14 protein-coding genes are annotated in these 11647 nt (G+C 62.4%); 11 read left to right on the forward strand and 3 right to left on the reverse strand.

Annotated elements, in window-relative coordinates; all coding sequences use genetic code 11:
• Nucleotides 1-785: 785 nt before the first annotated feature.
• The 3 genes from KGB24_RS03575 to KGB24_RS03585 are packed head-to-tail and all read right to left on the reverse strand — an operon-like array spanning nucleotide 786 to nucleotide 2428.
• Nucleotides 786-1043 carry a cytochrome C oxidase subunit IV family protein gene (locus tag KGB24_RS03575; RefSeq protein ID WP_008034406.1) on the reverse strand — a complete coding sequence of 86 codons (258 nt, stop codon included), beginning with the start codon at nucleotides 1041-1043 and terminating at the stop codon, nucleotides 786-788.
• Nucleotides 1044-1053: 10 nt separating this feature from the next.
• Nucleotides 1054-1641, reverse strand: coding sequence for a cytochrome c oxidase subunit 3 family protein (locus KGB24_RS03580; protein WP_223413824.1), 588 nt, complete (start codon nucleotides 1639-1641; stop codon nucleotides 1054-1056).
• Complete coding sequence (locus KGB24_RS03585; protein ID WP_008034410.1) at nucleotides 1625-2428, reverse strand: CbbQ/NirQ/NorQ/GpvN family protein; 804 nt, start codon at nucleotides 2426-2428, stop codon at nucleotides 1625-1627. Before KGB24_RS03585 ends, KGB24_RS03580 begins: the two co-directional genes overlap by 17 nt.
• 313 nt (nucleotides 2429-2741) lie before the next feature.
• On the opposite strand from KGB24_RS03585, the gene nirS reads away from it, so the two are divergent.
• The 11 genes from nirS to KGB24_RS03640 are packed head-to-tail and all read left to right on the forward strand — an operon-like array spanning nucleotide 2742 to nucleotide 11637.
• Nucleotides 2742-4310, forward strand: a complete 1569-nt coding sequence (gene nirS, locus KGB24_RS03590) for a nitrite reductase (protein WP_223413864.1) — start codon at nucleotides 2742-2744, stop codon at nucleotides 4308-4310.
• A 24-nt stretch (nucleotides 4311-4334) separates the two neighbouring features.
• On the forward strand, nucleotides 4335-4649 hold the full coding sequence (locus KGB24_RS03595) for a c-type cytochrome (protein WP_008043673.1): 315 nt from the start codon (nucleotides 4335-4337) through the stop codon (nucleotides 4647-4649).
• Nucleotides 4650-4668: 19 nt separating this feature from the next.
• Nucleotides 4669-4992: a c-type cytochrome gene (locus tag KGB24_RS03600; protein WP_223413863.1), complete on the forward strand. Its 324-nt coding sequence runs from the start codon at nucleotides 4669-4671 to the stop codon at nucleotides 4990-4992.
• Entirely contained in the window at nucleotides 4989-6167 is a 1179-nt protein-coding gene (locus tag KGB24_RS03605) for a cytochrome D1 domain-containing protein (RefSeq protein WP_223413822.1), read from the forward strand. Before KGB24_RS03600 ends, KGB24_RS03605 begins: the two co-directional genes overlap by 4 nt.
• 1 nt (nucleotide 6168) lies before the next feature.
• Nucleotides 6169-6627 carry an Lrp/AsnC family transcriptional regulator gene (locus KGB24_RS03610; protein WP_223413821.1) on the forward strand — a complete coding sequence of 153 codons (459 nt, stop codon included), beginning with the start codon at nucleotides 6169-6171 and terminating at the stop codon, nucleotides 6625-6627.
• Complete coding sequence (locus KGB24_RS03615) at nucleotides 6624-7139, forward strand: Lrp/AsnC family transcriptional regulator (RefSeq protein WP_008034419.1); 516 nt, start codon at nucleotides 6624-6626, stop codon at nucleotides 7137-7139. The genes KGB24_RS03610 and KGB24_RS03615 overlap by 4 nt, the downstream gene beginning before the upstream one ends.
• On the forward strand, nucleotides 7132-7575 hold the full coding sequence (locus KGB24_RS03620) for an Lrp/AsnC family transcriptional regulator (protein WP_008034421.1): 444 nt from the start codon (nucleotides 7132-7134) through the stop codon (nucleotides 7573-7575). The genes KGB24_RS03615 and KGB24_RS03620 overlap by 8 nt, the downstream gene beginning before the upstream one ends.
• Entirely contained in the window at nucleotides 7550-8053 is a 504-nt protein-coding gene (locus KGB24_RS03625; protein ID WP_008043669.1) for an Lrp/AsnC family transcriptional regulator, read from the forward strand. The genes KGB24_RS03620 and KGB24_RS03625 overlap by 26 nt, the downstream gene beginning before the upstream one ends.
• Nucleotides 8054-8079: 26 nt before the next feature.
• On the forward strand, nucleotides 8080-9258 hold the full coding sequence (gene nirJ, locus KGB24_RS03630; RefSeq protein ID WP_223413820.1) for a heme d1 biosynthesis radical SAM protein NirJ: 1179 nt from the start codon (nucleotides 8080-8082) through the stop codon (nucleotides 9256-9258).
• Between the two features lie 52 nt (nucleotides 9259-9310).
• A complete protein-coding gene (cobA, locus tag KGB24_RS03635) occupies nucleotides 9311-10150 on the forward strand; it encodes a uroporphyrinogen-III C-methyltransferase (RefSeq protein ID WP_223413819.1) in 840 nt (279 codons plus the stop codon).
• Nucleotides 10147-11637, forward strand: coding sequence for a nitrite reductase (locus tag KGB24_RS03640; RefSeq protein WP_223413818.1), 1491 nt, complete (start codon nucleotides 10147-10149; stop codon nucleotides 11635-11637). The genes cobA and KGB24_RS03640 overlap by 4 nt, the downstream gene beginning before the upstream one ends.
• Nucleotides 11638-11647 lie beyond the last annotated feature (10 nt).

Here is an 11647-nt window from a genome sequence, read left to right on the forward strand (position 1 = left end):
GCCCCTTTCGTTCGGTGCCTCGCTAAGGCTCGGCATACCCTCGCTCCGGTCCTGCTCCGTGGGCCCGCCGCCATCGGCCATCCATGGCCGGGGGCGGCTAACCCGGCATCCATGCCGGGTTGCCCACTACGCAGAACCTCCACTCGGCCTCTCGAGGGGGCGACCACCGCGACAGCCGCCGAGGCGGCCTGAAAGCCGACCTGGCTCATTTTGTGTACGCGTTGTCCTTCTTTGATGCGTTCACTCATTCCGGACATGTACACCGCTCCCCTGTAGGAGCCGGCTTGCTGGCGATTGCGTCTACCCAGCCAATACATACGTCGACTGACCCACCGCCATCGCCAGCAAGCCGGCTCCTACAAGAGATTGGGTTCACACGGTTTGAAATTGTAGGAGCTGGCTTGCCAGCGATGGAGGTCAACGATAACGCGGGCTGTCTGAATGAACTCATTGTCCAAACGCTTTTCGCCGGCAAGCCGGCTCCTACAGGGAATCGCGTTTGCTTTTGATTTCCACCACTCATCAGGTCGAGCGTTAGCTCGCCTTCCGCTTTTGATCTGAGCGCCCCCTCGAGAGGCCGAGCGCAGGTTCTGCGCAGCGGGCAACCCGGCATGGATGGCCGATGGCGGCGGGCCCACGGAGCAGGACCGGAGCGAGGGCATGCCGAGCCACAGCGAGGCACCGAACGAAAGGGGCAAGAGCCCTTGGTTACTTGGGGCTCTTCCAAGTGACTCGCCGTAAGGGCGAAACCAATAGCCGCCATCACCGCAGAAACGGATATGTACTCAATCAACCACCACCAACATCCCCCCCACAACCACCGCCAACACCAACGCCCAACTCACCAACAACCGACGCCACAATCGCGGCGCATGGCGCATTTCCATGAAGCCATCAGTAATCAACCAGGCCTTGACAACCGCCACCAGCAAAATGGCCACGGACAACAACCCTGTCGCGCCCGACTGCGCCAGCAACACAGTGCTTACGCTCAGCGTGGCCAGCGCTGCCCAGCAGACAAACAAGAACCTGGAAGCAGACATGAAAACCTCATCAACCCAGCACGTAAACCAGCGGAAACAACACCACCCAGATCAGATCAACCATGTGCCAATACAACACGCCGGATTCAAATCCGCTGCGATTACTGGCGTCGTACAACCCACGACGGCAACGCTCGGCCAGCCATCCGAGGATGAACATGCCAAGCAACACATGAAGAAAATGAAACCCGGTGAGGATCCAGTACAGCGTGAAAAACGTGTTGTGCTCCATCCCCAGCCCCGAGCCCAGCAAGTGTCGGTACTCGGTGACTTTCAACACCACATAGACACTGGCGACGAACAACGCGGCCAACAGCCAGACAGCACCGTGGCGAGGCCGTGAGCGCCTGACTTGCGCCTGCGCCAGCGCCGCGAACAGCCCGGCGGTCAGCAGGCTCAGGGTCATCGCCAGACCGGTCGACGTGTTCAGCAACAGACGGCTTTCGCTGAACAGCTGCGGCTTGAGCGCCTGGGTCACGGCGAACGCCAGAATCAGAATGGCAAACACCGACAGCTCGGCCAGAATGAAAAACCACATCGCCAGATCGCCCGGCAAATGCCTGGGCGCGACGCCGCCGGGTTCAACCGAAGTGGACATCAACCACGTCCATCAGCGCCGCGACGGTCAGCGGATCGTCGCTCAATGGTTCGGCCAGGCAGGCCATGCACGCCTCACGCGGGCTCATGCCGGCGCGGATCATTCGTGCGGTGAAAATCAGCAACCGCGTCGAAGCGACTTCCTCCAGATCATGCTGATCAAGCCGCCGTAGCGCCTGCCCCAGCCTGACCACTTGCGCCGCCAGCGCGCTGTCCACCTGAGCCTCGCGGGCAACAATGCGCTCCTCTTCGGCCACCGGCGGGTAATCGAAACGCATCGCCACGAAGCGTTGTCGGGTACTGGGTTTCATGCCTTTGAGCAGGTTCTGGTAACCGGGGTTGTAGGACACCACCAGCATGAAGGACGGCGGCGCCTGCAACACTTCGCCGGTGCGCTCCAGGAACAACTCGCGACGATCGTCGGCCAGCGGATGCAACACCACCACGGTGTCCTGGCGCGCCTCGACCACTTCGTCGAGATAACAGATGCCGCCTTCACGCACCGCGCGGGTCAGCGGTCCGTCCTGCCACCAGGTGCCCTGGGCACCGATCAGATGGCGACCGATCAAGTCAGCCGCGCTCAGGTCGTCGTGGCACGCCACGGTGTACAGCGGCAGGTTCAACCGATGCGCCATGTGCTGGACGAAACGGGTCTTGCCGCATCCGGTCGGCCCCTTGATCAGCACCGGCATGCCGTGTTGCCAGGCCTGCTCGAACAGCGCCTCCTCATTATTGAGCGGTTGGTAGAAGGGTTCGGCCTTGTGTTCGCCAGACGGGAGATGGTCCATGGGGCACCTGATTCAACAACAGAATTGAGGGACACGCTACGGACCCCTGCGACAACCTGGCAAGTGACATGGCCGACAAACTTGATCGCCGTCAAGCGGGCATTGGCCTGCTCGGGCATAGCCTTGCAGCGCACTAAGAACCTGCGTCCTGCGCTGTCGTTCCAGCGCATCGCAAAGGTCTTGCCTGAGGAGAAATGGAATGCTGATCAGCAATAGAAAAACGTTTGCTCTGACCGTCGCCACCCTGTGTTCGACACTGGCCTTTGCGGTGTCTCACGCAGCCAGAGCCAACGAGCCCGCCGCCACACCGCCCATGGTCAAAACCGCTGGCGCTCCCGATATGAGCCGGGCCGAGTTCGATTCATCCAAGGAAATCTACTTCCAGCGCTGCGCCGGCTGTCACGGCGTGCTGCGCAAAGGGGCGACCGGCAAGCCGCTGACCCCGGACATCACCCAGTCGCGCGGGCAACCGTTCCTGGAGGCTTTGATTACCTACGGTTCACCGGCAGGCATGCCGAACTGGGGGACGTCCAATGCCCTGACCAAGGAGCAAATCACGGCCATGGCCAAGTTCGTTCAGCACACGCCGCCGACACCGCCGGAATGGGGCATGGCCGAGACGCTGAAAACCTGGAAGGTGCTGGTCAAACCCGAGGATCGTCCGAAAAAACAATTGAGCAAACTCGACCTGCCCAACCTGTTTTCGGTGACGTTGCGCGATGACGGCAAGATTGCCCTGATCGACGGCGACAGCAAGAAAATCGTCAAGCTGATCGAGACCGGTTATGCGGTGCACATCTCGCGGATCTCCGCCTCGGGCCGCTACTTGCTGGTGATTGGCCGCGACGCCCGGATCGACATGATCGACCTGTGGCCGGTGGAGCCGACCAAGGTCGCCGAAGTCAAAGTGGGCATCGAAGCGCGCTCGGTCGAGACCTCCAAATTCAAAGGCTACGAAGACAAGTACACCATCGCCGGTTCCTATTGGCCGCCGCAGTTCACCATCATGGACGGCGAAACCCTGGAGCCGAAGCAGATCGTCTCGACACGCGGCATGACCGTCGACAAGCAGGAATATCACCCTGAGCCGAGGGTCGCGGCGATCATTGCGTCCCACGAATGGCCGGAGTTCATCGTCAACGTCAAGGAAACCGGCAAGGTCATGCTGGTCAATTACCAGGACATCAAGAACCTCACCGTCACCTCCATCGACGCCGCGCCGTTCTTGCATGACGGCGGTTGGGATAGTACGCACCGCTACTTCATGACCGCCGCCAACAACTCCAACAAAGTCGCAGTGATCGACTCCAAGGAGCGCAAGTTGACCGCGCTCGTGGACGTCGGCAAAACCCCGCACCCTGGGCGCGGCGCCAACTTCGACCACCCGACCTACGGACCGGTCTGGGCCACCAGCCACCTGGGCGATGAAGGCATCTCGCTGATCGGCACCGACCCGGTCAAACACGCGCAATACGCCTGGAAACAGGTCGCCTCGATCAAGGGCCAGGGCGGTGGATCGCTGTTCATCAAGACCCACCCCAACTCCCGTCACCTGTACGTCGACACCACCCTCAACCCGGACGCAAAACTCAGTCAGTCGGTGGCGGTGTTCAATATCGACAAGCTCGACGCCGGCTATACCGTGCTGCCCATCGCCGAATACGCGGGCATCAAGCAAGGGGCGATGCGCGTCGTGCAACCGGAATACAACAAGGCCGGCGATGAAGTCTGGTTCTCCGTGTGGAGCGGTCAGGCCGACGAATCGGCGCTGGTGGTGATCGACGATAAAACCCTGAAGCTCAAGTCAGTCATCAAGGACAAACGACTGATCACACCCACCGGAAAGTTCAACGTCTACAACACCCAACACGACATCTATTGAGCTCCATCAATGCAAGGAAACACCATGAAAAATACTCTGCTTTCACTGTTCGCCCTGACCGCTGCGCTGAGCGTGCAACCGGCCATGGCCCAGGACGCGCTGGAGCTGTTCAAAAGCAAACCCTGCGCCGCCTGCCACTCCATCGACACCAAACTGGTCGGCCCGGCACTCAAGGATGTAGCGGCCAAGAATGCGGGCGTAGCCGGGGCCGCGGACACCCTGGCCAGTCATATCAAAAACGGCACACAGGGCAATTGGGGACCGATGCCGATGCCGGCAAACCCGGTCACGGATGAGGAAGCGAAGATTCTCGCGACCTGGGTCCTGACGCTCAAATAACCGCCTGGAGGGCGCCATGATGATTTTTCCAAAGGCTCTGGTTCTGGCGGCCCTCCTCCTCATTTGCGCAACCACGGTTGCCGCGCCCGACGCCCAGCGTCAGGCGCAACTCGAACACCTGCTGGCCCAGGACTGCGGCGCCTGCCATGGGCTGCACATGACCGGCGGCCTCGGCCCCGAACTGACCCGCGCAGCGCTGGCGGGCAAGTCCAGGGACAGCCTGATCGCCACCGTCACCCATGGCCGGCCCGGCACCGCGATGCCCGGTTGGGCCCCGCTGCTCAGCACCGCCGACATCCGTTGGCTGATCGATCTTCTTCTCCAGGGATATCCCGCACCATGATCCGTTCAATCCTGCTGTCAGCGGCGACCGGGCTGTTATTGTCCGCCTGCGCTCAGCCACCCTTGCGTGGCACCGGCGACTTGGGCGTGGTGGTGGAACGCGCCACCGGCAGCCTGCAAATCATCGAAAGCGACAACCGCACTTCGCTGGCCCGGCTCGAAGGGTTGGGCGACCTGTCCCACGCCTCGGTGGTGTTCTCCCGCGACCAGCGCTTTGCCTATGTGTTCGGCCGCGACGGCGGTCTGAGCAAGATCGACCTGCTGACCCGACGCATCGATCACCGAGTGATCCAGGGTGGCAACAGCATCGGCGGCGCCATCAGTCAGGACGGCAAGCTGATCGCGGTCTCCAACTATGTGCCCGGCGGGGTCAAGGTCTTTGATGCCGAAACCTTGCAGCTGGTGGCCGACATTCCCGCCACCTCGCTGGCCGATGGCAGCAAGCGTTCCCGAGTGGTCGGCCTGGTCGACGCGCCTGGCCAGCGTTTTGTGTTCAGCCTGTTTGACACCGGCGAGATCTGGACCCTGGATTTCAGCCAGGGCACCACCCCGCAGATCAGCCGCTTCACCGACATCGGCGAGCAACCCTACGACGCGCTGATCACCCCGGACGGGCGCTACTACATGGCCGGCCTGTTCGGCGAAGACGGCATGGCGCAACTCGACCTCTGGCATCCCGAGCGTGGGGTAAAGCGGGTGCTCGGTGATTACGGACGCGGCCAGGCAAAACTGCCGGTCTACAAAATGCCGCACCTTGAGGGCTGGGCCGTCGCCGACCATCAGGCCTTCGTCCCCGCTGTCGGTCGCCATCAAGTGTTGGTGATGGATTCGCGCACCTGGCAGCAGAGCGCTGTGATCCCCGTCGCCGGCCAACCGGTGTTCGTCACCTCGCGCCCGGACGGTCGGCAACTGTGGGTCAATTTCGCCTACCCGGACAACGATCGGGTCCAGGTGATCGACACCGAAACCCACGCCGTGGTCGCCGACCTGCGACCGGGCCCGGCGGTGCTGCACATGGAATTCACCGCACGCGGCGATCAGCTGTGGCTGTCCTTACGCGACGGCAATCAGGTACAGGTCTGGGACCCGTACAGCCTGAAACAGCTGAGCACCCTGCCGGCCACCGCGCCGAGCGGCATCTTCTTCAGCAGCCGCGCACAAAAAATGGGCTATTGAAATGGACCTCGACCTGCTTGCCTGCCAACTGATTGATCGCTTCCAGCATGGCATGCCGCTGTGCCCGGAACCTTACCTCGAAATGGCCCAGGTGTTGGGTTGCAGCGAGTCGCAAGTGATCGCCTGCCTGCAACGGCTGGAACTGGCCGGGGCCTTGTCGCGGATCGGTCCGGTGTTCGACCACAGCCGTGCCGGCGCCAGCACCCTCGCCGCCCTCGCCGTGCCCGCCGAACGCCTGCATCAAGTCGCCAAGCGCATCAGCCAGTACCCCGAGGTCAATCACAACTACGCGCGCGAGCATCACTACAACCTGTGGTTTGTGTTGACCGGCCCCGATCGCCAACACATCGAGCGCATTCTCGAAGAACTGGAGCACGACACCGGCCTCACCCCACTGGACCTGCCGATGTTGACCGCTTACCGCATCGACCTCGGCTTTGCTTTGGGAGAAAGCCGATGAAAGCGCCATTGAATCCCAAACAGGCACTGGCCCTGCGTCGGCACCTGGAAGGCGGGTTGCCGCTGGTCTCGCGTCCTTATCAGGCACTCGCCGAACGGATCAACGCCGAGGAAAACCAGGTGCTCGCGCAAATGCACCAGTGGCACGAGCAAGGGTTGTTCCGCCGGGTTGGCCTGGTGCTCAACCATCGCGCGCTGGGCTTTACCGCCAACGCAATGCTGGTGCTGGACATTCCGGACGCGTTGATCGACGAAGTCGGCCAGCGCCTGGGGCGAGCGCCCGGCATCACCCTCTGCTATCAGCGGCCGCGACGCCTGCCTGACTGGCGATACAACCTGTTCTGCATGGTTCACGGTCGCCAACGCGATCAAGTCGCGGCGCACATTCAGGCGCTGCTCGAAGAACACCTGCTGAGCGACCTGCCCCACCAACTGCTGTTCAGCACCCACGCCTTCAAACAATGCGGCGGGCGCTTTGCGCCCTCATCAACAGGAGCCTCCGACCGTGGATGACCTCGACCGTAGACTGATCAACCGCTTGCAACTGGGCCTGCCGCTGGTGCGCCATCCCTGGAAAGTACTGGCCGCCGAGCTGCAAAGCAGCAGCAGTGAACTGCTCGATCGGCTCCACGCACTGCTGGAAGACGGCGTGCTCACGCGCTTCGGCCCGATGTTCGACATTGAACGGCTGGGCGGTGCCTTCACGCTCGCGGCGCTGGCGGTGCCGGAAGAACGCTTCGAAGACGTCGCCGAGCAACTGCACGCCCTGCCGGAAGTGGCCCACAACTATCGACGCGAACACCCCTGGAACATGTGGTTTGTGCTCGGTTGCCCGACCGAACAAGGCATCGCCGAGACCCTGCAGCGCATTGAATCCCTGACCGGCTTGCCGCTGCTGAATCTGCCCAAAGAGGAGACCTACCATGTCGGTTTGTATTTCCCGGTCTGAAGACACCCTGGCCCATCGCCTGATCGAGCTGACCCAGACCGGCCTGCCCTTACTGGACGATCCTTGGGCCTGGCTCGCCGAGCAACTGGACTTGAGCATCGAATCCACCCTGGACTTGCTAAAGCGCTTGCAGGCCGAGGGCGCCATCCGGCGCATCGCCGCTGTCCCCAACCACTATCGCCTGGGTTATCGCTACAACGGCATGACGGTCTGGGATGTGCGCGACGCCGACATGCCGCGCCTAGGTGCGCTGATCGGTGCGCAGCCTTTCGTCAGCCATTGCTATCGACGCCCGCGCCGTGAGGACTGGCGCTACAACCTGTTTGCCATGGTGCACGGTCGCAGCAGCGAGGAAATCGACAGCTACCGCGAACACCTGCGCTACTTGCTGGGCGATGCCTGTGCCGCCGACGAGATGCTGGTGAGCAGCCGCATCCTGAAAAAAACCGGATTGCGCCTGCCACCCGCAACGCACTGAACGCGCGCCGACTCAAGGAGAGTTGCATGTTAAGGATCAGCCAATACCTGCGTGCGCTGGCCGGCCAGGCGCCCGCCCCCAGAACCAGCCCACCGGGCAGCAACCGGCCGCCCGTGGTGATCTGGAACCTGCTGCGGCGCTGCAACCTGACCTGCAAACACTGCTACGCAACCTCGGCCGACAGTGTCTTTCGCGATGAACTGGATACGCCCGCCGCACTGAGCGTGATCGATGATCTGCACGCTGCCGGGGTGAAGGTGCTCATCCTGTCCGGCGGTGAACCGCTGCTGCGTGACGATCTGTTTGTGCTCAGCGCCTACGCCCGCGCCAAGGGTTTCTTTGTTGCCTTGTCCACCAACGGCACGCTGATCGATGAGCACAACATCACGCAGATCCGTGCGGCGAATTTCGACTATGTCGGGATCAGCATCGATGGACTGGAAGCCACCCATGACGCCTTCCGCCAACTCAAGGGCAGTTTTGCCAGTTCCATGCGGGCGATCCGCCTTTGTCGCGAACAAGGTATTCGGGTCGGCCTGCGCACCACCCTGACCCAGGAAAACCATGCGCAGCTTCCCCAATTGCTGGCGCTGATGCGCGAGTACGACGTGCAAAAGTTTTACCTGTCGCACCTCAACTACAGCGGCCGCGGCAAACGCAGCCGCCAGCTCGACGCCCGGCAACAGATGAGCCGCGAGGCGATGACGCTGATTTTCGAACGCGCCTGGGAAGATATCGCGCAGGGTCGCGACAGCGATTTCGTCAGCGGCAACAACGATGCCGACGCCGTTCTGTTGCTGCAATGGGTGGGGCTGCATCTGCCCGAACATTACCCGCGCCTGGAACACATGCTGCGCGCCTGGGGCGGCAATGCCTCGGGCAGCGGCATCGCCAACATCGACAACACCGGCGAAGTGCACCCGGACACCTATTGGTGGCAACACTCGGTGGGCAACGTGCGGCACACACCGTTTCGCACGCTCTGGCTGGACCGGCCGGACACCTTGTTGCAACAGCTGCGGGCGCATCCGCGCGCCGTCGGCGGCCGCTGTGGCCAATGCCGCTGGCTGGACATCTGCAACGGCAACACCCGAACCCGCGCCTGGGCCGAAGGCGATCTGTGGGGGCAGGATCCCGGTTGCCACCTCAGCGATGAAGAAATCGGTGTGCCGCCCATCACGACAATCCCTTGCGTCATGCACTGAAGCATCCGCCTGGCAAGCCCCGGCCAACCTGATGAAGAACCAAGGACGTCCCATGTACCCATCGATTATTTTACCGGCCGCACTTGCGTCCCTGTTCAGACCGGGCGAAGTCGCCCTGGTCGGCGCGGGCCCCGGCGATCCACGCCTGCTGACCCTGCGCGCCTGGAGCCTGTTAATGCAGGCCGACGCCGTGGTTTACGACCGTCTGATCAGCCCCGACCTGCTGACGCTGATCCCCCTCACTTGCGCCCGGCATTACGTCGGCAAGGCCAGCGGCTGCCACAGCCTGCCCCAGGAACAGATCAACGAGCTGCTGGCCGACCTCGCCGAGCAAGGGCAACGCGTGGTCCGGCTCAAGGGTGGCGACCCGTTCATTTTCGGTCGCGGCGCCGAGGAGTTGCAGTATCTGCTGCAGCGCAACATCGACTGCCAGGTGGTGCCGGGCATCACCGCCGCGTCCGGGTGCAGCGCTTACGCCGGCATCCCGCTGACGCACCGGGACCTGGTCAATTCCTGTCGATTCATCACTGGCCACTTGCAACACGACGGCGAGTTGAAACTGCCTTGGCACGATCTGGCCGACAGCAGCCAGACCCTGGTGTTTTACATGGGCTTATCGAACCTCGGGGTTATCGCCCGGCACCTGATCGAGGCCGGGTTGTCGGCCGACACGCCGGCAGCGCTGGTCAGCAACGGCACGCGCCCCGACCAGCACGTTGCCCGTGGTTTGTTGCACCAACTGCCGACGTTGGCGCTGGAGTGCCCGCCCGGTATTCCGACGCTGACGGTGATCGGCAAGGTGGTCGATCTGTTCGCCGCACAGCCAATGGAATACCCGGCGCGCTTTTATCCTGTTCAGGCGTTGCAACGGCACGGCAAGGTGGCGCTATGAAGCGCGGGCTGCTGCTGCCGCTGTTATGGGTCAGTGCTGTCGCTGGCGCCGCTGATCCGGCACTTGAACACGCCGCGAACGACTACCGCCAGCATTGCCAAAGCTGCCATGGCGCCAACCGTTTCGGCGGTACCGGGCCGGCGTTGTTGCCAGAGAGTCTGAGCCGGATCAAACCCGATGAAATCCGCAGCGTGATCCAGAACGGTCGCCCCGCAAGCCAGATGGCCGGCTTTGCCAACGTGTTCAACCCGGCGCAGATCGATGCGCTGGTGAACTACCTTCAGCAACCGCCCGCCACCGCGCCGACCTGGAGCAACGACGAGATTCGCGGCAGTCACTCGATGCTCGCCGACATCAGCAAGCTGCCCACCACGCCCCAGCATGGCGCCGATCCACTGAACCTGTTCGTGGTGGTGGAAGCTGGCGATCACCACATCAACATCCTCGACGGCGATCGTTTCGAGGTGCTGGCGCGGTTTACCTCGCACTTTGCCGTGCATGGCGGGCCGAAGTTCTCGCCGGACGGGCGCTTCGTCTACGTCGCCTCGCGCGATGGCTGGGTCAGCCTGTACGACCTGCACAACCTGAAGCTGATCGCCGAGGTCCGCGCCGGGCTCAACACCCGGAACCTGGCGGTGAGCAAGGATGGTCGCTGGGTGTTGGTGGGTAACTATTTGCCGGGCAATCTTGTCGTGCTGGATGCCCGCGATCTGTCGCTGGTCAAGACCATTCCAGCCATCGGCCAGGACGGCACGGCGTCACGGGTCAGCGCGGTCTACACCGCGCCGCCACGGGACAGTTTCATTGTCGCGCTCAAGGACGTGAAGGAGGTCTGGGAACTGTCGAGCGCCGGGACTCCGGACTTCGAGCCGCGACGGATCGAGGCTGAGGACATGCTCGACGACTTTTCCTTTTCACCGGACTACAAGCAGTTGCTGGCCACGTCGCGCAAGGCCAAGGGTGGTCAGGTGATCGACCTCGACAGTGGCAAGGTGGTCACCGACATTCCGTTGCCGGGCATGCCGCACCTGGGGTCCGGGACCTATTGGAAACGCAACGGTCAGTGGGTGTTTGCCACGCCGAACATCAGCAAGGGGCTGATCTCGGTCATCGATTTCAAGACCTGGAAACTGATCAAGGAAATCCCGACGTTGGGGCCGGGGTTTTTCATGCGCAGTCACGTCAATTCGCGGTATGCCTGGACGGATGTGTTCTTCGGGCCGGACAACGATGCGATTCATTTGATCGACAAACAGTCCTTGGAAATCGCTCGTACCTTGCGTCCGATGCCTGGCAAGACGGCGGCGCACGTCGAGTTCACTCGCGATGGTCGGCACTTGCTGCTGAGTATTTGGGCCACTGATGGGGCGCTGATTGTTTATGACAGTGACACGCTTGAGGAGATCAAGCGTATCCCGATGAACAAGCCGTCGGGCAAGTACAACGTTGGCAACAAGATCGAGTTTGTGGAGGGGACTTCGCATTAGGGGTTGGGGT

It is taken from the genome of Pseudomonas sp. BF-RE-25 (assembly GCF_019956105.1).
GTDB lineage: Bacteria > Pseudomonadota > Gammaproteobacteria > Pseudomonadales > Pseudomonadaceae > Aquipseudomonas > Aquipseudomonas migulae.

Bases quoted from the DNA above. Each gene is read 5' to 3' on its own strand.
- KGB24_RS03605 (WP_223413822.1), top strand. From the start codon at position 4,989: ATGATCCGTTCAATCCTGCTGTCAGCGGCGACCGGGCTGTTATTGTCC.
- KGB24_RS03600 (WP_223413863.1), top strand. From the start codon at position 4,669: ATGATTTTTCCAAAGGCTCTGGTTCTGGCGGCCCTCCTCCTCATTTGC.
- KGB24_RS03575 (WP_008034406.1), bottom strand. From the start codon at position 1,043: ATGTCTGCTTCCAGGTTCTTGTTTGTCTGCTGGGCAGCGCTGGCCACG.
- nirJ (WP_223413820.1), top strand. From the start codon at position 8,080: ATGTTAAGGATCAGCCAATACCTGCGTGCGCTGGCCGGCCAGGCGCCC.
- KGB24_RS03625 (WP_008043669.1), top strand. From the start codon at position 7,550: ATGTCGGTTTGTATTTCCCGGTCTGAAGACACCCTGGCCCATCGCCTG.
- nirS (WP_223413864.1), top strand. From the start codon at position 2,742: ATGGTCAAAACCGCTGGCGCTCCCGATATGAGCCGGGCCGAGTTCGAT.
- KGB24_RS03610 (WP_223413821.1), top strand. From the start codon at position 6,169: ATGGACCTCGACCTGCTTGCCTGCCAACTGATTGATCGCTTCCAGCAT.
- KGB24_RS03640 (WP_223413818.1), top strand. From the start codon at position 10,147: ATGAAGCGCGGGCTGCTGCTGCCGCTGTTATGGGTCAGTGCTGTCGCT.
- KGB24_RS03615 (WP_008034419.1), top strand. From the start codon at position 6,624: ATGAAAGCGCCATTGAATCCCAAACAGGCACTGGCCCTGCGTCGGCAC.
- KGB24_RS03585 (WP_008034410.1), bottom strand. From the start codon at position 2,428: ATGGACCATCTCCCGTCTGGCGAACACAAGGCCGAACCCTTCTACCAA.
- KGB24_RS03595 (WP_008043673.1), top strand. From the start codon at position 4,335: ATGAAAAATACTCTGCTTTCACTGTTCGCCCTGACCGCTGCGCTGAGC.
- KGB24_RS03580 (WP_223413824.1), bottom strand. From the start codon at position 1,641: ATGTCCACTTCGGTTGAACCCGGCGGCGTCGCGCCCAGGCATTTGCCG.
- cobA (WP_223413819.1), top strand. From the start codon at position 9,311: ATGTACCCATCGATTATTTTACCGGCCGCACTTGCGTCCCTGTTCAGA.